At 69.3% G+C, this 20,728-nt stretch carries 18 protein-coding genes; 8 read left to right on the top strand and 10 right to left on the bottom strand.

Translation table 11 applies throughout. From position 1 onward, the window contains the following. Positions 1 to 22 precede the first annotated feature (22 nt). From E9232_RS34635 to E9232_RS34615, 5 genes are all read right to left on the bottom strand, one after another. On the bottom strand, positions 23 to 1,951 hold the full coding sequence (locus tag E9232_RS34635) for a glycoside hydrolase family 127 protein (RefSeq protein WP_309801943.1): 1,929 nt from the start codon (positions 1,949 to 1,951) through the stop codon (positions 23 to 25). Positions 1,952 to 1,995: 44 nt separating this feature from the next. Next, positions 1,996 to 2,850 carry a carbohydrate ABC transporter permease gene (locus E9232_RS34630; RefSeq protein WP_309801942.1) on the bottom strand — a complete coding sequence of 285 codons (855 nt, stop codon included), beginning with the start codon at positions 2,848 to 2,850 and terminating at the stop codon, positions 1,996 to 1,998. Then, positions 2,847 to 3,776 carry a carbohydrate ABC transporter permease gene (locus tag E9232_RS34625; RefSeq protein WP_309801941.1) on the bottom strand — a complete coding sequence of 310 codons (930 nt, stop codon included), beginning with the start codon at positions 3,774 to 3,776 and terminating at the stop codon, positions 2,847 to 2,849. Before E9232_RS34625 ends, E9232_RS34630 begins: the two co-directional genes overlap by 4 nt. Positions 3,777 to 4,028: 252 nt before the next feature. Then, positions 4,029 to 5,276 carry an ABC transporter substrate-binding protein gene (locus tag E9232_RS34620; protein ID WP_309801938.1) on the bottom strand — a complete coding sequence of 416 codons (1,248 nt, stop codon included), beginning with the start codon at positions 5,274 to 5,276 and terminating at the stop codon, positions 4,029 to 4,031. Between the two features lie 64 nt (positions 5,277 to 5,340). Beyond that, complete coding sequence (locus E9232_RS34615) at positions 5,341 to 6,333, bottom strand: LacI family DNA-binding transcriptional regulator (RefSeq protein WP_309801969.1); 993 nt, start codon at positions 6,331 to 6,333, stop codon at positions 5,341 to 5,343. A gap of 442 nt (positions 6,334 to 6,775) precedes the next feature. Here E9232_RS34615 and E9232_RS34610 point away from each other — a divergent pair, with 442 nt between their 5' ends. From E9232_RS34610 to E9232_RS34595, 4 genes are read left to right on the top strand one after another with little or no spacing between them, the layout of a single operon-like run. Further along, positions 6,776 to 7,774 (top strand): ABC transporter permease, encoded by a 999-nt coding sequence (locus tag E9232_RS34610; RefSeq protein ID WP_309801935.1) that lies wholly within the window; start codon positions 6,776 to 6,778, stop codon positions 7,772 to 7,774. 55 nt (positions 7,775 to 7,829) lie between these two features. After that, positions 7,830 to 8,768 carry a sugar-binding protein gene (locus E9232_RS34605; RefSeq protein ID WP_309801933.1) on the top strand — a complete coding sequence of 313 codons (939 nt, stop codon included), beginning with the start codon at positions 7,830 to 7,832 and terminating at the stop codon, positions 8,766 to 8,768. A gap of 56 nt (positions 8,769 to 8,824) precedes the next feature. After that, positions 8,825 to 10,324: a sugar ABC transporter ATP-binding protein gene (locus tag E9232_RS34600; RefSeq protein WP_309801929.1), complete on the top strand. Its 1,500-nt coding sequence runs from the start codon at positions 8,825 to 8,827 to the stop codon at positions 10,322 to 10,324. Between the two features lie 40 nt (positions 10,325 to 10,364). Then, positions 10,365 to 11,258: an NAD-dependent epimerase/dehydratase family protein gene (locus E9232_RS34595; protein ID WP_309801925.1), complete on the top strand. Its 894-nt coding sequence runs from the start codon at positions 10,365 to 10,367 to the stop codon at positions 11,256 to 11,258. 18 nt (positions 11,259 to 11,276) lie between these two features. Here E9232_RS34595 and otnI read toward each other — a convergent pair whose 3' ends face one another. Both otnI and ltnD read right to left on the bottom strand, forming a co-directional pair. After that, positions 11,277 to 12,053, bottom strand: coding sequence for a 2-oxo-tetronate isomerase (gene otnI / locus E9232_RS34590; RefSeq protein ID WP_309801922.1), 777 nt, complete (start codon positions 12,051 to 12,053; stop codon positions 11,277 to 11,279). A gap of 1 nt (position 12,054) precedes the next feature. Beyond that, a complete protein-coding gene (ltnD, locus tag E9232_RS34585; protein ID WP_309801920.1) occupies positions 12,055 to 12,978 on the bottom strand; it encodes an L-threonate dehydrogenase in 924 nt (307 codons plus the stop codon). Between the two features lie 217 nt (positions 12,979 to 13,195). On the opposite strand from ltnD, the gene E9232_RS34580 reads away from it, so the two are divergent. From E9232_RS34580 to E9232_RS34570, 3 genes are read left to right on the top strand one after another with little or no spacing between them, the layout of a single operon-like run. After that, positions 13,196 to 14,194 (top strand): LacI family DNA-binding transcriptional regulator, encoded by a 999-nt coding sequence (locus E9232_RS34580; RefSeq protein WP_309801918.1) that lies wholly within the window; start codon positions 13,196 to 13,198, stop codon positions 14,192 to 14,194. Positions 14,195 to 14,238: 44 nt separating this feature from the next. Beyond that, entirely contained in the window at positions 14,239 to 15,504 is a 1,266-nt protein-coding gene (otnK, locus tag E9232_RS34575; RefSeq protein WP_309801917.1) for a 3-oxo-tetronate kinase, read from the top strand. Positions 15,505 to 15,548: 44 nt separating this feature from the next. Next, entirely contained in the window at positions 15,549 to 16,457 is a 909-nt protein-coding gene (locus E9232_RS34570) for an NAD(P)-dependent oxidoreductase (RefSeq protein ID WP_309801915.1), read from the top strand. Positions 16,458 to 16,693: 236 nt separating this feature from the next. Here E9232_RS34570 and E9232_RS34565 read toward each other — a convergent pair whose 3' ends face one another. After that, positions 16,694 to 17,494 carry a COG3904 family protein gene (locus tag E9232_RS34565; RefSeq protein ID WP_309801912.1) on the bottom strand — a complete coding sequence of 267 codons (801 nt, stop codon included), beginning with the start codon at positions 17,492 to 17,494 and terminating at the stop codon, positions 16,694 to 16,696. Continuing rightward, a complete protein-coding gene (locus E9232_RS34560) occupies positions 17,491 to 17,982 on the bottom strand; it encodes a YMGG-like glycine zipper-containing protein (RefSeq protein ID WP_309801911.1) in 492 nt (163 codons plus the stop codon). The genes E9232_RS34565 and E9232_RS34560 overlap by 4 nt, the downstream gene beginning before the upstream one ends. Before the next feature lie 303 nt (positions 17,983 to 18,285). On the opposite strand from E9232_RS34560, the gene E9232_RS34555 reads away from it, so the two are divergent. Beyond that, positions 18,286 to 18,918, top strand: coding sequence for a response regulator transcription factor (locus tag E9232_RS34555; RefSeq protein WP_309801908.1), 633 nt, complete (start codon positions 18,286 to 18,288; stop codon positions 18,916 to 18,918). A 6-nt stretch (positions 18,919 to 18,924) separates the two neighbouring features. Here E9232_RS34555 and E9232_RS34550 read toward each other — a convergent pair whose 3' ends face one another. Further along, entirely contained in the window at positions 18,925 to 20,694 is a 1,770-nt protein-coding gene (locus E9232_RS34550; RefSeq protein ID WP_309801907.1) for an ATP-binding response regulator, read from the bottom strand. Positions 20,695 to 20,728 lie beyond the last annotated feature (34 nt).

Raw genomic sequence — 20,728 nt, 5'->3', positions numbered from 1 at the left:
CTGCCGCATCCTCGCGCCGGGATCAGGCGCCCCGCACCCAGACCAGCATCTCCCCGGGGTCGCGGTTGTCCCAGGCGTAGTAAGGCACGGCCCTGATCCGGACCGGCCGTTCGGCCGGCGGCGCCGTGCGATAGAGGTCGCCATCCCAATCGGCGGTGGTCTCCGCCAGGGCGTCGCCCTCCAGGGTCACCACGCCGCCCAGCAGGCCGGGCTCGTCCTGCGCCGCCAGCTCGGTGCCCTCCGGCAGCCGGATGCGGTTCAGCGGCACGGCGTTGTCGACGCCCTCCAGGCAGTAGACCAGCGGGCCGCGGCGCAGGGCGACACGGCCGGCATCCTGGCGCACCTCGGGATGGGCGTGCAGCCGTTCGACCGTCAGCTCCAGGTCCAGCCGCACCACATCGCCCGGCGACCAGCGGCGGGAGATGTGCGCATAGCCGTTGCGGGTGATGGCCGCGAGGTCCTGCGCCGTGCCGTTGACCGACAGGCTCGCCTTGCGGCACCAGCCGGGGATGCGCAGGTCCAGGGCGAAGGCGGCCGGCGCATCGGGTTCGACGGTGAGGGCGATGGCGCCGTCCCAGGGATAGCGCGTCTTCTGCACCAGCCGCACCTTGCGCTCACCGACATCGAGATCCGCGGTGCTGTCGCCGTAGAGATGGACGGCGATGCCGTCGTCCGACTGGCCGTACATGTAGCTGCCGATCGACGCGGTCAGCCGGGCGATGTTGGGCGGGCAGCAGGGGCAGCGGTGCCAGGTCCAGCGATGATGGCCGCCGCGGCTTTCCAGCGGGTTCTCGTAGAAGAAGGTCGCGCCGTCCAGCGACAGGCCGGCGGCGGCGCCGTTGTAGAGCGCCAGCTCCATCGCATCGCCATAGCGCGCGTCAGGCCCCAGGCCCAGCATCCGGCCAGCCCAAAACACCAGGCCGACCGCGGCGCAGGTCTCGGCATAGGCGCTCTCGTTCGGCAGGTCGTAATCGGCAGTAAAGCCTTCGTTGTCGGCCGAGGGGCCGAGGCCGCCGGTGACGTAGAGGCGCTTGGAGGTCAGGTCCCGCCACAGCCGCTCCAGCGCCCGCGTGAGGCTGTCGTCGCCATACTCCATCGCGACGTCGGCCATGCCGCTGTACAGGTACATCGCCCGAACCGCGTGGCCGACCACCTTGTCCTGCTCGCGCACCGGCAGGTGCGACTGGTTGTATTCGTAGGTGCCGAACACATAGTCCTTGGGGTCGCGGCCCTGTTCCCGCGCCTCGGCATCGTAGAAATGCGGCTGCCGGCCACGCTCGTCGATGAAGTACTTCGCCAAATCCATGTATTTCTGCTGGCCGGTGACGCGGGCCAGCTTGACCAGCGCCAGCTCGATCTCCTCATGGCCGCAATAGCCGCGCCTCTGGCCGGGGCCCGGGCCGAACACCGTCGCCACGTGGTCCATGTAGCGGCACATGATGTCGAGCAGCTTGCGCTTGCCGGTGGCCTGGAAATAGGCGACGGCGCCCTCGATCAGGTGCCCGGCGCAGTACAACTCGTGGCAGTCGCGCAGGTTGGTCCAGCGCTTCCCCGGCTGCATCCGCTGGTACCAGCTGCTCAGATAGCCGTCGGGCTGCTGCAGCCGGCCGAGGATGTCGATGACATCGTCGACCTTGCGCTCCAGATTCGGGTTCGGGGCGCGCTGCAGGCAGTAGCCGGCGGTCTCGATCACCTTGCCGAAATCGGAATCCCAGAACATCTGGGTGGTGACCAGCCCGCCATGGAACGGGATGCGGATTTCTGGCACCGGGCGGTCGGGGTCGATCTGCTCCAGCATCCCGGCCTCCTCGCAGCGCCGGTACAGCGTGTCCGCCGTCTTGGCGCAGACGGCGTCGATGCGGCTGCCCCAGAAGCCACGGACCTCGACCTGCGGCACGGCGGGCGGGCGGAAGCGTGCGCGGGGGGCGGCTGCGGGAAGGTCGGCGGTCATCGGGAACTCCATTGATCGATCGGTCGGTCAGGGAATACTCGCGCCTACTTCACCGCGCCGGCGGTCAGGCCGCGGATGTAGAAGCGCTGCAGGGCGAGGAACAGGAGCAGGCAGGGCACCATCATCACGGTGACGCCGGCCTGCACGGCGCCCCAGTTCACGGCGCCGAAGCGCCCGGAGCGGACCGCGGTCATCAGGATCGGCAGGGTAAACTTGTCCTGGTCGGACAGCAGGATCAGCGCCGCCAGGAACTCGTTCCAGGCGGCCAGGAAGGCGAACAGCGCCACGGTGACCACGCCGGGGAAAACCAGCGGCAGCATCACCCGGGCCAGCAGCTGCAGGCTGCCGGCACCGTCGATCCGCGCCGCCTCCTCGATCTCGCGCGGCACCGCGTCGAAGGCGTTGCGCATCATGAAGATCGAGAAGGGCAGCTGCAGCGTGACGTAGATCAGGACCAGGCCGGTCAGCGTGTTCTGCAGCCCCAGCTTGGTCAGCAGCAGGAACAGGGGCGTCAGGATCGACTGGAATGGGATCATGATGGTGGCGATGACCAGGACGAACAGCGCGTTGCGACCCGGGAAGCGGAAGCGCGAGAAGCCATAGCCGCCGAGCAGGCTGACCACGGCGGTCACGGAAGCGGTGGCGATCGCCACGGTCAGGCTGTTGCCGGCGTAGTGGCCGACACCGGCCCCGAAGGCGTCGAGCGCGGTGTAGCTGTCGGCACTGACTCCGGTGGTCGGCCAGGGCGGCAGCGGCGGAAGGTTCGCCTCCGCCGCCGGCTTGACGCTGGACAGCGCGGTCCAGGCGATCGGCGCCAGGAACAGCAGGGCGGTCAGCAGCGCCGCGGTCTGCAGGGCGATGCCGGGCAGGAACCGGCGCTTCAAGGCCGTCGCCATCATGACTCGCCCTCCGGGTGGCGCAGCAGGCGCAGCTGGATCACGCTCAGCACCATCAGGATGGCGAGCAGCACCATCGACAGCGCCGCGCCATAGCCCAGGCGGAACGACACGAAGGACTGGTTGAAGATCCAGTAGACCGCGGTGACGGTCTGGTTGCGCGGCCCGCCGGCCAGGATGATGTAGAACTGGTCGAAGGCCAGCATCGACCCGGTGACCGACAGGATCAGGGCCAGGGCGATGGTCCGGCGCATCAGCGGCAGGGTGATTCGCCGGAACCGGGCCCAGGGGCCGGCGCCGTCGATCTTCGCCGCTTCCAGATAGTCGGCCGGGATGCCCTGCAGCCCGGTCATCAGGATCACCATGGTGAAGCCGGCCACCTTCCACACCACCATGGCGATGATCGACCAGAAGGCCGGGTCGAAGGCCGCCAGCAGGTTGACCCGCCCGGCGGTCAGCCCCAGCGCCTCCGCGGCAGGGCTGAACAGACCGGCATCGACGTTCAGCAGCCAGGACCACAGCAGGCTGGCCGAGGCGAAGCCGACCACGACCGGCAGGAAATAGGCGGTGCGGTAGAAGTTGCCGAACGGGCGCGGCTTCTCGACGAACAGCGCCAGCGGGAAGGCGACGGCGAAGATCGCGACGGTAACGACCACGGTGTAGAGGGCGGTGAAGCGCAGCGCGGTCCAGAACCGGGCGTCCTTGGCGATCGCCAGGTAGTTGTCGAGGCCGATGAAGCGCGACACGCCCATCAGCGGCCAGTTGTGCAGCGACATCCAGGCGGTCATCGCCAGCGGCACGACGAAGAACACCGCCACCAGCGCGACCGCGGGCAGGACGAAGAGCAGCCCCGCCCACTGCCCCTTCCGGGCGCGACGGCGTCGGGCCCTGGCCCTCGGGATCGCGCCGGCGGCCTGGGTTGTGGACATCACGCCGCTCCTCCGCCCGAGCCCGTCTTTTCCTTGTCCCCCCTCCCCTTGCGGGAGGGGGGTAGGGGGAGGGGTCTGCGCGCGTCCGCGCGCGAAGGGGCTGCGGATCCGTCGTGTCGGCCAGGTTGCTTCGCCACGGTCCAGGTCGGGTCGGGCCGAGACAACCCCCTCCCCCTAGCCCCCTCCCGCAAGGGGAGGGGGGACTCGTTTGGTTTGGCCGCCTCGGCAGTTCGGAAGGGGGCCATCACGCCCTCAATTCCCCGGGGCGGTGTCGATGACGCCCTGCATCGTCTCCTGCGCATTGGCGAGCGAGCCGTCGACGTCGTCGCCGAAGAACACCTCGTTCACCATCTGCACCCAGGGGCTGTTCTGGCCGTTGATGATGTCGTTGAAGACCACCGAATACGGCGTGCGGCCCTTGGCCATGGCCTCGGCGGCGATCTTGTAGCGCGGGTCGAGGTCCTTCAGCGCCGCGTCCGAGACGTCGCCCCGCACCGGCAGGCTGCCGTATCTGGCCAGCAGGGTCTGGCCCTCCAGCGAATAGGAGAAGTCGAGGAAGGCCTTGATCGCGGCCAGCTTCGTGGTGCCCTTGGTCACCACGAAATTGTCGCCGCCGGCGAAGGACGACCAGCCGCCGGTCTTGCCGGGCAGGAAGGTGACGCCGTAGTCGATGTCCGGATACTGCGTGTTCAGCGCGCCGATGGCGAAGGCGCCGGACGGCGAGATGCCGATATTGCCGCGGGCGAAGGCGGCGAAGAAGTTCGACCCCGTGTCGGTCCGCGCCCCCTCCGGCACCAGCCCCTTCTTGACCATGTCGCGGTAGAAGGCGATGGCGTCGCGCATCTGCGGCGTATCCAGCGTCGCCTTGCCGCCGTCCTCGGTCAGGATGTCGCCGCCGCTGGCCCAGATCAGCGGCGTGAAGGTGAAGATGTTGCAGCCGCCGCAATTGCCGGAGAAGTAGAAGCCCCTGGTGTCGCCGCCCAGCGCGTTCACCTTCTCCGCCGCGGCCTCGATCTCGGCCCAGTTCGTCGGGCCCTTGTCGGGATCTAGGCCCGCCGCCTTGAACAGCTTCTTGTTCCAGATCAGGACCGAGGCGTCGGCCGAATAGGGCAGGCCGTAGATCCGGCCCTTGTAGCTGCCGGTCTTCACATGCGCCGGCGACAGCTGGTCGAAATAGGGCAGGGACTTGGCGAGGTCGGTGATGTCCTCCAGCTGCCCCGCCGCGGCGAAGGAGGGGGTGTAGATCAGGTCCAGTGACAGCGCGTCCGGCGCCGCGCCCCCGGCCGCCGCCGTCGCGTATTTCTGTACCATTTCGGCGGTCGGCACGATCTGCAGCTCGACCTTGTCCGGATGGCTCTGGTTGAAGGCCTCGACGATGCGCGGCATGAAGTTGGAGCCGTCGGAGCGCACCCACAGGGTGAAGCTGTCCGCCGAGGCGGCGGACGCGGTCAGGACCAGGATCGCGGCGCCTGCGGCCAGGCGCGATACCAGATGCTTCATCACGTGTCCTCCCTCTGTTGTCGGCCGGTGCGGTTCACACTCGGCCTTGTTGTTCGGTGCCGCCTCAGCCGGCGGGCGGCGCACCGCAGGATTGCCGCACCAGCAGCCGGCAGGGCAGCTTGCGGACTCCGGGTTCGATCGGCTGGCGGTCGACCAGCTGCAGCAGGGTCAGCCCGGCCTCGCGGCCCAGCGCCTTCAGGTTCATGTCGACCGTGGTCAGCGGCGGGCGGGTGGCGGCGGCGACGATCTCCCAGTTGTCGAAGCCGATCACGGCGACGTCGTCCGGCACCCGCCGGCCGCGTTCGCGCAGCGCGTCGACCACGCCGCGGGCGATCTGGTCGCTGCCGCAGAACACCGCGTCGGGTGGGCTGCCGATGCCGTCGAACAGGTACCCGGCCGCCTCATGCCCCCAGGCCTCGGACCAGTGGCCGACCAGGACGCCCTGGTCCGGCCCGGCCAGCCCGGCGGCGCCCAGCGCGTCGCGATAGGCGGCGGCGCGCTGGTGCACCACGCGGAAGCTCGACGGCCCGGTGACATGGGCGATGCGGCGCCGACCCAGCCGGATCAGGTGCTCGACCGCCTGCCGCGCGCCGCCTTCGTCGTCGGAGACGAAGCCGATCGAGTCCGGGTCGGGCTCGCTGAAGGCGTAGATGACGGGGATGCCCAGGCCGGACAGGTCGACCGGCAGCCGGCGGTCGATGCGCTTGCCGGAGGCGATGATGCCGTCGACCCGCTTTTCCAGCATGGCGTCGACATGGGTCTGGGCCAGCGCCGGGTCGTCCTCGATGTTGCACAGGAAGACCGAGACGCCGTTGTCGACCAGCGCGTCGGAGATGCCGGACATCACCGGCAGGGTGAAGCGGCCATAGGTGTCGTTGGTCAGCAGGCCCACGGTGAAACTGCGCCGCCGCGACAGGCTCTGCGCCAGCCCGTTCGGCCGGAAGCCCAGCGCCTTCGCCGTCTGCTGCACCCGCGCCCGGGTCTCCTCCGCCATCCGGCCCTGGTCGTTCAGCGCCTTCGACGCCGTGGCGACGCTGACGCCGGCCGCCGCCGCCACATCACGCAAGGTGACGGCTCGAGGGGGCTGGCCGGGGATGGGACGAGAGGTCTTGGAGTCCATGCCGGGTGGTTCGTTTCGATCAGTTGAGAAATTGTTTTCTCAAGCCATTATTGCAGATTTGGCGGAAGGTATCGTGCGTAGGTGAGAAACCGTTTTCTCAGTCACGATAATCCGGCTTTTGGGCGAGCGCAAGCGTCACCGCCGGCACAGCGAGCGGCACCCCGGATTCCATCGAAGCGCTCCGCCGCGATGCGCCAAGCCGCCTCAGTCCCTGCCGGAACTAGCTGTTGACTCGGCAAATGCCATATGCGGTATATCAGGGATGACAGCGCTAACATCGCCTTTGATGACAGCGCTGTCATCGTCCAGTCCCGACAACGGGGCAGGACGCCATCAACGATGATCGCATCGCCGATGCGGTGGCAGGGAGGCAACGGGTGTGAGCAGCAGCCAAGTCGAACACGGCCGGAACGGACGTCCGGGCCCGCTGTCGGTGCTGGCCGGCCTGCGCAACGCCCGGGAGCTCAACGTCCTGCTGGCGCTGATCATCGTCGGCGCGCTGATCAGCTTCGCCACGCCGTATTTCCTGACCACCAACAACCTGATGGGCGTGTCGCGCGCCTTCTCGCTGACCGCGATCATGAGCATCGGCATGGTGATGGTGATCATCACCGGCGGCATCGACCTGTCGGTCGGCTCGGTGATGGGGCTGTCGTCCCTGGTCACCGCCCTGTGCTTCTCCGCCGGGCTGCCGATGGCGGTGGCGATCGGGGCCGGGCTGCTGGTCGGGGTCGGCTTCGGCGCGGTCAACGGCCTGCTGGTCACCGCCATCGGCCTGCCGCCCTTCATCGCCACGCTCGGCACGCTCAGCATCGGCCGCGGGCTGATGTACGTGGTCACCCGCGGCGTTCCGGTCACCCCGGATGTGCCGGACGCCTTCACCCTGCTGGGCCAGGGCTATGTCGGGCCGGTTCCCGTCCCGGTGGTGATCATGATCGTCATGACCGTGATCTTCACCGTGCTGATGCGCAGGACGCGCTTCGGGCGCCATGTCTACGCCACCGGCGGCAACGAGCACGCGGCGCGGCTGAGCGGGGTCAAGACCGCCCGGGTGAAGATGATCGTCTACACCCTGTCCGGCACCATCGCGGCCTTCGCCGGGGTGGTCAGCTTCTCGCGCTACCTCTCGGCGGAACCGGCCTCGGGCTTCGGCGCCGAGTTGGACGTGATCGCCGCGGCGGCGATCGGCGGCGCGTCGCTGTCCGGCGGCATCGGCAGCGTGCTGGGCGCCGTGATCGGCGCCGCGCTGACCGGCTTCATCGCCAATGGCGTGGTGCTGATGAACATAGACACCTACGCCCAGCAGGCGATCACCGGCGCGGTGATCCTGATCGCCGTCAGCATCGATGTGCTTCGCGCCCGCGGCAAGCGCGGCTGAGGCCAACAAGAAGAGCGGAACGCTCCGTCACCCATTCACCCACGGGAGGATATCCATGAAACCCATCATCCGCATGCTCACCGCGGCGCTGCTCGCCGCACCGCTGCTTTCTGCCGGCAGCGCGTCGGCCCAGGATCACAAGCTCACCATCGCGGTCATCCCGAAGGTCGCGGTGCCGTTCTTCGACGACTGCAACACCGGCGCGGCCGAAGCCGCCAAGGCGCTCGGGGTGGACTACCAGTGGGTGGTGCCGCAGAACACCCAGGGGTCGACCCAGGTCCGCATCATGGAGGACCTGATCGCCAAGCACGTCGACGGCATCGCGATCTCGGTCAACGAGCCGAAATCGGTCGAAGGCGTGATCAAGGAGGCGATGGCCGCCGGCATCAAGGTGGTGACCTTCGACAGCGACAGCGCGAAGAGCGGCCGCAGCATGTATATCGGCACGGTCAACGAGGCGGCCGGCTTCACCATGGGTCAGTCGATGGCCACGGCGCTGGGCGGCAAGGGCGAGGTCGCCATCGTCACCGGCCAGCTCGGCGCCTCGAACCTGAACGAGCGCATCGCCGGGGTCGAGCGGGCGCTGGCCGCCCATCCCGACATCAAGGTCGTGGCCAAGGAAGGCACCGATGACGACCTGGCACGGGCGGTCTCGGTCACCGAGGCGCTGTTCCGCGGCCACCCGGATCTGAAGGGTATCATCGGGGTCAGCCAGGTCGGCGGCCCGGCCGTCGCCAAGGTGATGGACAGCCGGGAATTCGCCGACCGCAAGGGCGCGGTCAAGGTCTTCGCCTTCGACGACCTGCCGGACACGGTCAAGGGCGTGAAGGACGGGTTCATCGAGGGCATCATGGTCCAGCGGCCGGTGACCATGGGCAAGCTGGCGGTCGAGAACCTGGTCAGCCAGATCAAGGGCGGCGGCCCCGCGCCGGCCGACATCGACACCGGCGTCACCGTCGTCAGCGCCGCCAACCTCGGCAGCTACACCAAGTAAGCTCATGGGCGGCGGCTTATCCGCCGCCCGCTTTTCCCCGACAGTGGCGAGGCCCCATGCCGCCGTTCCTCGAGATGCGCGGGATCACCAAATCCTTCCCCGGCGTGAAGGCGCTGGACGGCGTCGACCTCGCGCTGGCGTTGGGCGAAGTGCATGCGCTGGCGGGGGAGAACGGGGCCGGCAAGTCGACCCTGATGAAGGTCATGACCGGCGCCTACCGCGCCAATGCCGGCACGATCGCGATCGAGGGTGCGCCCGTCACCATCCGCGACCCGGAGCATGCGCGCGAGCTGGGCGTCAGCATCATCTACCAGGAACTGTCCATGGTGGAGAACCTGACGGTCGCCGAGAACATCTTCCTGGCGCGAGAGCCGCGCACCCGCCTGGGCCTGATCGACACCCGGCGGATGGTCGAGGAGTCGCGGCATGTGCTGGCGCGGCTGCAGCTCGACATCGACCCGCGCGTGGTCGTCGGCAAGCTCAGCATCGGCCAGAAGCAGATGATCGAGATCGCCAAGGCGATCTCGCAGAACTCGAAGATCCTGGTGATGGACGAGCCGACGGCCTCGCTGAGCCAGCGCGAGGCCGAGACCCTGATCGCCGTGATCAAGCAGCTGCGGGCGGAGAATCTCGGCATCGTCTACATCTCGCACCGGCTGGAGGAGATCTTCGAGATCGCCGACCGGGTCACGGTGCTGCGCGACGGCCGGTCGATCGCCACCCGGCCGATCGGCGAGGTGACGCGCGAATTCCTGGTCCGCACCATGGTCGACCGCGAGCTGAGCCAGCTCTATGGCGAGCACGTGTCCCATGCTGGGACCGAGGTCATCCTGTCGGTGTCGGGCCTGGGGCTGAAGCGGCCGAGCCCGCATGCGGCCAGGGTCGCCGACATCAGCTTCGACCTGCACAAGGGCGAGGTGCTGGGCTTCTTCGGCCTGATCGGCGCCGGCCGCACCGAGATCATGGAGATGATCTTCGGCGAACGCGGGCACCACGGCGCCATCCGAGTCGACGGTAGGCCGGTGTCGATCCGCGGCCCCAGCGACGCCATCGCCGCCGGCATCGGCTTCGTCACCGAGGACCGAAAAGGGCAGGGGCTGGTGCTGGACATGACTGTCCGCGAGAATTTCAGCCTGACCCACCTGGCCGACTATTGCAGCCTCGACTTCGTCAACCGGCGGCGCGAGGCGGCGGCCTGTGCGGACTCGGTGCGCACCTTCGGGGTGAAAACCCCGTCGATCGAGCAGAAGATCGTCCATCTCAGCGGCGGCAACCAGCAGAAGGTGGTGATCGCGAAATGGGTGGCGCGCCGGCCCCGTGTCCTGATCGTCGACGAGCCGACCCGCGGCATCGACATCGCCGCCAAGGCGGAGGTGCACCGCCAGCTCCAGGGCCTCGCGGCGCAAGGGCTCGGGGTCATCGCGGTGTCGTCCGACCTGGCCGAGATCCTGGCCATCAGCGACCGGGTCATCGTGGTCCGCGAAGGCCGTATCTCCGGGGAATTGCCGCGCCGGGACGCCACCCGCGAAGCCGTCATGAACCTGGCCACCGGATAACCCCTTCCTGTCCCTTCATCACACGGAGTCATCCCGTCCCATGAGCAAGCGCATCATGTTCACTGGCGGCAGCGGCAAGGCCGGCCGTCACGTCGTCAAATACCTGGTCGACCAGGGCCACCAGGTCCTGAACCTCGACACCAAGCCGCTGGACAATCCGCAGGTCCGGACGCTGATCACCGACATCACCGACAGCGGGCAGGTGTTCAACGCCCTGTCCAGCTACATGGGCCTGCACGAATTCGACCCGTCGCTGCGGGCGCAGCCGGTCGACGCCGTGGTGCATTTCGCGGCGATCCCGCGGATCATGATCGTGCCCGACAACGAGGTGTTCCGCGTCAACACCATGGGCACCTACAACGTCATCGAAGCCGCGGTGAAGCTGGGCATCCCCAAGATCGTCGTGGCCTCCAGCGAGACCACCTACGGCCTGGTCTTCGCCAATGAGCCGCGCGCGCCGCAGTATTTCCCGCTCGACGAGGAGTACCCGGTCGGGCCGATGGACAGCTACGCCCTGTCGAAGATCTGCAACGAGGAGACGGCGCGCGCCTTCGCCCAGCGCAACGGCACCGACATCTACGCGCTGCGCATCGGCAACGTGATCGAGCCGCATGAATACGCGCTGTTCCCGAAATGGTTCGCCGACCCCGGCTTCCGCAAGCGCATCGCCTGGAGCTATATCGACGCCCGCGACCTCGGCCAGATCACCGACCTCGCGGTCAAGACCGACGGTCTCGGCTACCAGGTGTTCAACGCGGTGAACGACGAGACCTCGTCGGACCTGCCGACGAAGGAGCTGCTGAAGCGCTTCTATCCCGACGTGCCGGTCAAGGGCGAACTCGGCGAGTTCGAGACGCTGCTGTCGAACAAGAAAACGCGGGAAGTGCTCGGCTTCCGCCAGGCCCATTCCTGGCGGAAATACGTGTCCAAGTGACCGGAGGCCGCCGGTTCCTCAGGAGCCGGCGGCCGCCTTGAACCAGCCGAGCCCGGCGACCGTCTCGCCGGCCGGCCGATATTCGCAGCCGACGAAGCCCTGGTAGCCCAGGCTGTCGAGCAGCGCGAACAGGCGGGCGTCGTTCAGCTCGCCGGTCCCCGGTTCCTGGCGCAGCGGGACCGAGGCGACCTGGACATGGGCGGTGATCGGCATCAGCGCCTCCAGCGCCTTGGTCACGTCGCCATGCAGGATCTGGCGGTGGTAGATGTCGAATTGCAGACGCAGATTGGGCCGGTCCAGCCGGCCGATCACCCCCGCCGCCCAGTCGAAATCATTCAGGAAATAGCCCGGCATGTCGCGGCCGTTGATCGGCTCGATCACGATGCCGATGCCGAGGCCTGCGGCGAAGTCCGCCGCCTGGGCCAGCGCCGTCTCGTAGGCCGCGACCGCACGCGCATCCGCCCGCGAGGCCATGCCCGCCATCATGTGCACCCGGGGCACGCCGGTCGCCTCGATGAAGGGCCGCGCGGTTTCGAGCGAGGCGCGAAACTCGGCGGCCCGCTCCGGCAGCGAAGCGGTGCCGCGGTCGCCCCCGGCCCAGTCTCCGGGCGGCAGGTTGAACAGCGCCTGGGTCAGGCCGTGCCGGTTCAGGCGGTCGGCCAGCGCCTGAGGCTCATGCTCGTAGGGGAAGAGGTATTCGACCGCGGTGAAACCGGCATCGGCCGCCGCCGCGAAGCGGTCCAGGAACGGATGTTCGGTGAACATCATGCTGAGATTGGCGGCAAAACGCGGCATGTCAGCGCTCCGTGCTTGCAGGTTTCGGCAGGTCGACGCCGGCGATGTCCGCCAGCATCCGCGCCACCGACGAATCGTCGTCGCGGCCCATCCCGGCCGCGGCCGTCATCAGATACATCTGCAGCGCGGTGGCGGCGAGCTGGGTCGGGAACTTCTCCGACCGGCCCATGTCCATGACGATGCCGAGATCCTTGGTGAAGATGTCGATGGCGCTGCGCGGGGTGTAGTCGGCGTCGAGGATATGGGGCACGCGGTTCTCGAACATCCAGGAATTGCCGGCGGCGGCGGTGATCACCTCATAGACCTTGCGCAGGTCCAGGCCCAGCCGGGCGGCGAAGGTCATGGCCTCGCAGGCGGCGGCGATATGCACCCCGGCCAGCAGCTGGTTCACCATCTTGAACGAGGCGCCGATGCCCGCCTCGTCCCCCAGCTCGTAGACGGTCGATCCCATCGCATCCAGGGCCGCGCGGGCGCCGGCGAAGGCCTCGCGCGTGCCGGACGCCATGAAGGTCAGTTCGCCGGTCGCCGCCTTGGCCGTGCCGCCGCTGACCGGCGCATCGAGATAGTGCAGGCCCAGCGCCTCGGCCTGTCCGGCCAGGCGGCGGGCGTGGTCCGGCGCCATGGTGGCGCAGCACAGGATGGTCCCGCCCGGCCGCATCGCCCTGGCCGCGCCGCCCTCGCCGAACAGCACCACCTCGGACTGGGCGGCGTTGACCACGACGACGACGACGATGTCGGCCGCCTCGGCCGCGTCCCGCGCGCTGGTGGCCATCCGGCCGCCGCCTGCGCCGAAGGCCTCGACCGCCGCGTGGCTGGTGTCGAAGCCGCCGACCTGCAGCCCCGCCGCCACCATCGATTGCGCCATGCCCAGGCCCATCGAGCCGAGACCGACGATGCCGATCCTCAGGCTGGTGTCCGTGCCCATCGCTTCACCCCACTCTCAAACCGGCTCTTGCCCGCCGATGTTAGCGCTGTCATAGTCAAACAATCGAGACATTGACTCGGCCTGTCAATATCGTGCGGACGTCGCCTTCGAGATCATTCGGCGGCAGCAGCCGGCAGCGCAACCCCCATAGCGGGGCGCGCGGCAAACGACCGGACAGGGGCGGGGAGCGCGAATGGGAGGAGAGGATCGTGGACGGGTGCGGAAGACGGCGCCGACGCTCGCCAACGTCGCCGCGCTGGCTGGCGTCAGCCAGATCACGGTCTCGCGGATCCTGCGCAACAAGGGCCCGATCGCCCCGGACACGCGCGCCCGCGTGATGTCGGCGGTGCAGGCCATCGGCTACGTCCCCAACCGGGTGGCGGGCAGCCTGGCTTCGGCCGGGTCCAACCTGATGGGCGTCGTCATCCCGTCGCTGTCGAACATCGTCTTCCCCGAGGTCCTGCGCGGCATCCATGAGGCGCTGGACGAGTCGGGCTTCCAGCCCGTCGTGGCGGTCACCGACTACGACATGGCGCGGGAGGAGACGCTGCTGCGCTCGCTGCTGGCCTGGAAGCCGGCGGCGATGATCATCGCCGGCTTCGACCACACCGACGAGAGCCGGCGCATGCTGGAGAACAGCGGCATCCGGGTGGCCGAGCTGATGGACATCGACGCCGAGCCGATCGACATCGCCGTCGGCCTGTCGCACCGCCGTGCCGGCCACGCTACCGGGCGGCATCTGATCGAATGCGGCTACCGCCGCTTCGGCTATGTCGGCCATGACTGGGCGGCCGACCGGCGCGCCCGGCTGCGCTATGACGGCCTGTGCCAGGCGCTGGCCGAGGCCGGCCTGTCCCTGGCGGGGGAAAGCGTCGGCGACGGCAGCAGCTCGGTCTTCGCCGGCCGCGACGGGCTTGCCCGGCTGCGGCAGTCGTCGCCCGCGGTCGATGTCGCGGTGTTCTCGAACGACGACATGGCGGTCGGCGGCGTCTTCCACTGTATGGCGGAAGGGATCGTGCCGAAGGCCGATCTCGGCCTGTTCGGCTTCAACGGGCTGGAGATCGGGCAGGCCCTGCCGGTGCCGCTGTCGACCATCCGCTCCGACCGCTACCGCATCGGGCGGCTGGCGGTGGAGCACATCCTCAATCCCGCCCGGGGCGACGCCCCCCGCATCATCGATGTCGGCTTCGAGATCGTGGCCGGCGGCACCGCATGATCCGCCCTTCCGCGACCGGCCGGATCCCACAGGAGACCGTTGAGATGTTGCTGGGCGCCGTTGCCGACGACCTGACCGGGGCCACCGACCTTGCGCTGATGATCGCGCGCCAGGGCATGAAGACGGTCCAGGTGATCGGCGTGCCGGAGCCCGGCGCCGATTTCGGGGACGCCCAGGCCGTTGTGGTCGCGCTCAAGTCGCGCACCATCCCGGCGGCGGAAGCGGTGGCGATGTCGCTGCGCTCGGCCGAACGGCTGAAGGCGGCCGGGGCCGAACAGATCTTCTTCAAATACTGCTCCACCTTCGATTCCACCGATGCCGGCAATATCGGGCCGGTGGCTGACGCGTTGCTGGCCTTCACCGGCTCGGACCTCGCCATCGTCTGCCCGGCCTTCCCGGCGACCGGCCGCACCATCTATCGCGGCCATCTCTTCGTCGGCGACCTGCTGCTGTCCGACAGCTCGATGAAGGACCACCCGCTGACGCCGATGCGCGACGCAAGCCTGGTGCGGGTGCTGCAGCGCCAGACGCCGTCGCCGGTCGGCCTGGTCCCGTTGGAGGTGGTTGAGGCGGGGCCGGAGGCGCTGCGCGAGGCGTTCGACCGGGCGCGCCGCGCCGGCACCCGCTTCGTGGTGGTCGATGCGGTGCGCGACGCGCATCTCCGCACCATCGGCGCCGCCGCGGCCGGCATGGCGCTGGTCACCGGCGGGTCTGGGCTGGCCATGGGCCTGCCGGGGAACTTCGTCAAAACCGGCCGCTTGGTGCCGCGGACGCCGGCGGACAGGATGCGCGCGCCGCGGGGCCGCGCCGTGGTGCTGGCCGGGTCCTGCTCGGCCGCGACGCGCGGCCAGGTCCAGACCGTCATCGACCAAGGGATCCCCGCCTTCCAGCTGGACGCGCTCGCCATCGCCGAGAACCGCATCACGGCGCAGCAGGTGGCGGACTGGGCCGAAGGCCAGCCGGTCGATCGCGCGCCCCTGGTCTATTCCAGCGCCGACCCGTCGGTCGTGCGCGCTGTCCAGGACAAGCTCGGGGTCGAACGCTCCGGGGCGCTGGTCGAGGATCTGCTGGCCGATGTCGCCCGGCGCCTCGCCTCGCGTGGCTTCACCCGCTTCCTCGTGGCCGGGGGCGAGACCTCCGGCGCGGTGGTCGCGGCCCTCGGCGTCCAGGCGCTGGAGATCGGGCCCGAGATCGACCCGGGCGTACCCTGGACCCGCTCGATCGGGTCGCCCGACCTGGCGCTGGCCCTCAAATCCGGCAATTTCGGCACCCCCGATTTCTTCCTCAAGGCGTGGCGCGTGCTCGACTAGCACCCGGCCACCGAACCCGACCTCAGGAACAGAAGGCAATCCGCATGTCCGACTCTTCTCCGCAGCAGGAGCGCATCGGCTTCATCGGCCTCGGCAACATGGGCCATGGCATGGCCAGGAACATCGTCGAGAAGGGCTATCCCCTGACCGTGCTGGCGCGGCGCAAGCGCGACGTGGTCGAGGACCTCAAGGGGCGCGGGGCCGCCGAGGCCGCCACGCCGGCCGAGGTGGCGTCGCGCTCGACCATCGTCTTCCTCTGCGTCACCGGGTCGAAGGAGATCGAGGAGATCGTGCGCGGGCCGAACGGCCTGAAGGACGGGCTGGCCCGCGGCTCGGTGGTGGTGGACTGCTCCACCGCCGACCCGGTCTCCACCGTCGCCCTGGCCGCCCTGCTGGCCGAGGGCGGCATCGACTATGTCGACGCGCCGCTGGGCCGGACCCCGAAGGAGGCGTGGGAGGGCACGCTCGACACCATGGTCGGGGCCAGCGACGCCGTCTTCGCCCGGATCAAGCCGGTGCTGGAGACCTGGGCCGGCCGCGTCGTCCATATCGGCGCCACCGGCGACGGCCATCGCATGAAGCTGCTGAACAACTTCCTGTCGCTCGGCTATGCCGCGCTGTACAGCGAAGCCCTGGCGCTGTCGCGCAAGGTCGGCATCTCGCCGGAACGCTTCGACGGCGTGATCCGCGGCGGGCGGATGGATTGCGGCTTCTACCAGACCTTCATGCGCTGGACGCTGGAGGGCGACCGCAACGCCCACAAGTTCTCGATCGCCAATGCCCTGAAGGACCTGAAATACCTCGAGGCCATGGCCGACGACGCCGGCATCGCCAACCCGATGGGCAACGCCGCGAAGAACCAGTTCGCGACCGCCCATGCCACCGGCAGCCCGGAGGATTATGTCCCGATGCTGGCCGACCATGTGGCCAAGGCCAACGGCGTGGAGGTCTGAGGCGGGGCGCCGGGGGGAATGGCAAGGGGGCGGTTGCCCCAGCCCTTCGTGATGCTTCGATTTTTAGTGTCATGCCACGGCTTGACCGTGGCATCCAGGGGCGGCCGGAACAGCTCTTGGTGGCCCCTGGATTGCCCGGTCGAGCCGGGCAATGACAGCAAAAGATGAGGTCTGCACTTCGATCTTAAAGCTTAACTGGACACCGGTGACGGCGACGTCGACACCATCCGGCCGGGTCAGTCGGTGTTGACGACGTTGAAGTCGCGCAGCTCCTGCCGGCTCAGGGCGCGGGGCGCCGAGTTCGGGATGTCGGCGAATTCGGTCAGGAAGCGCAGCGACAGGCTCATCTCGGTCAGATAGCGGGCGATCTCCGCCGCGGTCTGCGCCGACCCCTGCTGGATCGCCTTGGTGTCCTCGTCCAGCGCCTGGTCCAGCAGCAGGGCCGACAGCGTCTTCGGGCTGTCGGGATGGGCGGCGTTGTACTTGGCGATGTAGGTTTCGACCCCGTCGGGGTCGAGCTGGCCCTGCGGGAACTGCATGTTGTACTCGGTCACCGTCTCCGGCGGCTTGACCAAGTGGGACCGGATCCGGTCGGCCGCGTCGCTGGAGAACATGTGGACGCCGAACTCCGCCCCGACCTCGACATAGCGGACCGTGCCGCCCATGAAGGCGAAGTTGCAGGCGCTGATGCAGTGCAGGCCGCGCGGCACCCGCGTGGTGACCTTGCGGGCGCGCAGGATGCGGCCCATCTCCAGCCCCTCCTCGAGCGACCCGCCCGGCGAGTCCAGCCAGACCTCGGCGATCGGCCGCGCCTGGTCCAGCGCCATGCGGAACCGCTCGGAATCGCCGCCGGCGATCTGGCCCCAGGCCACCAGCACGTGCCGGTTGCCGGCCGCCACCAGGCTGAACTGCATGGCGTCGGGCTTCATCACCTCGTCCCAATCCATGCCCTTGGGCAGCGGCACGAACAGGTCGTCGGCGCCGGCCGGCGCCGCGGCCAGCAGCAGGACCGCGGCGAGGATGGTCCGGGCGCTCATGCCTGCGCCGCCCATTCGCCGCCGGAGCCGCGGCAGTATTTCGACTGCTGCTCGACCTCCTGGCCCTTGATGTAGGCGACCTCGCGCACCGTGCGGCATTCGCCGCCGCCGCTGCCGTTCGGCTCCACCGCCACCACGGTGGAGGAGCCGCGGACGCCGGTGCTGCGGTTCTGCCAGTTGCGCGTCGTGCCGCGTCTGGCGGACGAGGTCAGCACCCGGCGGGTGGTCTGCGCCGCGCGCTGCTGGTCGGCCTGGTCGAGCTGGCGGCCGATGGCGCTGCCGACGAAATAGCCGCCGATCGCGCCGAGGCCCGCCCCGATCAGGGTGCTGGTCTGGTCATGGCCGACGGCGTTGCCCAGCAGGCCGCCGAACAGCGCCCCGCCGCCCGCCCCGAACAGCCCCCCGGTCTGTTCGTTGGTCTGGCAGCCGGCCAGCGTAAGCGCCGCGGCCACGACCATGACCGATGCGTGGCGACCGATGCGTGACATCGTCCTTCTCCCCGTTCCTGGTCACGGCGTGGCTGTCGCCGCCCGGCCCGCCGATCCGGCCGCGGCGCGCCACCTGGCGATCGGCCGCACGAATACTGGGCAGGATCTGCCGTGATGATTGCGGTGTTGCAGTAAATCCGAGGTTATCACCGTGGCGACGGCAAGTAAGATGGACTGATGCCTTAGGTCTGGTCTTAGGACCCCAGCTAAGACTTGTGATGAGCTCGGTGATGGGGCGTAATAGCGGCATCTGGCGAAGGGCCATTGGCGGCCGTGCAAACGCCAGCAGCCGGCGGGGAGGCGATGAAGCTCCTGATCGTCGATGATCATCCGGTGGTGCGCGAAGGGCTCGTCGCGCTGCTGCGCCAGGGCGACCCGGACGCGGTGGTGGTCGAGGCCCGCGACAGCACCGAGGGGCTGGCGATGGCGGAGCAGCATCGCGACCTCGACGTGGTCCTGCTCGACCTCGCCATGCCGGGGCTGGGCGGGATGCCGGCGATCGCCGAATTCGGGCGGCGGCGGCCGGAGCTTCCGGTCATCATCCTGTCCTCGTCGGAGGATCCGCAGGATGTGCGCAAGGCTCTGGCCGCCGGCGCCCTCGGCTACGTCCCCAAATCGGCCAGCCGGCAGACGCTGTTCCTCGCGGTGCAACTGGTGCTGTCGGGCGACATCTACGTGCCGCCGCTGACCATGCTGCCGCTGGGCCCCTCGGCCGCCGGCCCCGGCGGGGACGCCGTCGCCGGGGCCCGGCTGACCCAGCGCCAGCTCGAGGTGCTGCAGCTGCTGGCGCGCGGCCTGTCGAACAAGGAGATCGGCAACGCGCTGGACCTGGCGGAGAAGACGGTCAAGGTCCACGTCACCGCCATCTTCCGCACCCTCAACGTGGTCAACCGCACCCAGGCGGCCACCGCCGCGCGGGATGCGCAGCTGATCTGACGGCGTCTACTCCTCGGCCTCGGCTGCGACGCGTGCCAGCAGGTTGGTGATCGCGGCCCGCAGCCGGCTGTTGTGGATCGGCTTGTGCAGCAGCAGGAAGCCGCTCTCCTCCGCCTCGCGCAGCCGGTCGGGCGCGGTGTCGCCGGTGATCAGCATCGCCGGGATGTCGTCGTTGTACTCGGATTGCAGGCGGCGGATCACGGCGATGCCGTTCTCGTCGCCGCGCAGCCGGTAGTCCGAGATGATCAGGTTCGGCCGGTCGGGCCAGGTCGCGATCCGCGCCAGCATCTCGTCGCCCGACCCCGCGACCAGCACGGTGTAGCCCCAGCCGGTCAGCAGGCTGCGCATCGCCTCCTGGATCGCCGCCTCGTCGTCGATCAGCAGCACCAGCCCGTGGGCCGCGGTCTCGGGCAGGGCGACGGCCATGGTCTCCGGCCCGGCCGCCTCGGTGACGGGCACCGAAACCGCGAAGACCGAACCCTTGCCCACGGTCGAGCGCAGGCTGAGGGGGGAGTCGAGCAGCGCGGTCAGCCGCTGCACGATGGCCAGGCCGAGGCCGAGGCCCTTCGACCGGTCGCGCTCGGGATTGCCCAGCTGGTAGAACTCCTGGAACACGCGGCCGCGCTCCTCCGCCGGGATGCCCGGCCCGGTGTCCCAGACCTCGATGCCCAGCCGTGCCCCGCGGCGGCAGCCGACCACGACGCGGCCGCGCTCGGTGTAGCGCACCGCGTTGGAGACCAGGTTGCGCAGCACCCGCTCCAGCAGGATCGGGTCGCTGTGCACCGCCAGGCGGCACGGGTGCAACACCAGCCGGATGCCCTTGCGCCGGGCCTCGCCCTCATGGTCGCGGCAGACACGCTCCAGCAGCGGCTGGATGGCGAAGCCCTGGGGTGAGTACAGCACCACGCCGGCATCCAGCCGCGAGATGTCGAGCAGCGAGGTGAACAGGCTGTCCAGCGCGCTGACCGAACCGTCGATCTGGATCGCCAGGCGACGCACCTCCTCGTCCATCGGCCGGGCCAGCAGGGCGCCGACGAACATGCTCAGCGCGTGGACCGGCTGGCGCAGATCGTGGCTGGCGGAGGCGAGGAAGCGCGACTTGTCGAGGCTGGCCTGCTCCGCCCGGTCCTTCTCCAACCGCAGGTTCTCCGCCAGGTCGAGGTTCGCGAAGCGCAGCTGCAGCGCCTCCTCCAGGCTGCGGTAGGAGCGCCAGCCGAGCACGGCCATGGCGACGACGTAGAGCAGGTCGAGGAAGCCCAGGGCATGACTGTAGAAGCCGGTGTGGAAGGCGCTCCACAAGACATAGGGGACCATGGCCGGGAACAGCAGCGCGTAGAAGGCCGGGAGATAGGCGCCGAAGGCGGTGGCGGCGCCGGAGGCCACGGCCGAGGTGGCGATCATGACCCAGAGCTGCTGGTCGATGCGCTCGGGCGTGATCAGGGTGATCGAGCCGACGCCCCAGACCAGCCCTTCGACGGCGCTGGCCAGGGTGAAGGCGGCGGCCCAGAACCGCCAGCCCGGCGCGGACGGCCCGCGGCGGCGATAGACGGCGCAGAGCAGCAGATGGGCCAGTGCCGAGAGCAGCAGGACCCCCGCCCAGCCGGCCGCGATCGGCAGCGGCACCAGCTCGCCATAGACCAGCACGCCGACCAGCGCGATGCCGCCCAGCAGGGCGCCGACCACGCCGACCGGCGCCGCCTTGTACAGGGCGGCGATCTGCTCGGCGCGGAAGCGGTCGATCGACCCGGCCCGTCCCATGGTCGGCGCGTCGGCCATCACGCCCCGCGACCGTGTGCCTGAAATCCCGCGA

Source organism: Inquilinus ginsengisoli (assembly GCF_031453975.1).
In the GTDB taxonomy this organism is placed as follows: domain Bacteria; phylum Pseudomonadota; class Alphaproteobacteria; order DSM-16000; family Inquilinaceae; genus Inquilinus; species Inquilinus ginsengisoli_A.
Note: the sequence above shows the minus strand (reverse complement) of the source record. Positions and strands in the feature narration are given on the sequence as shown.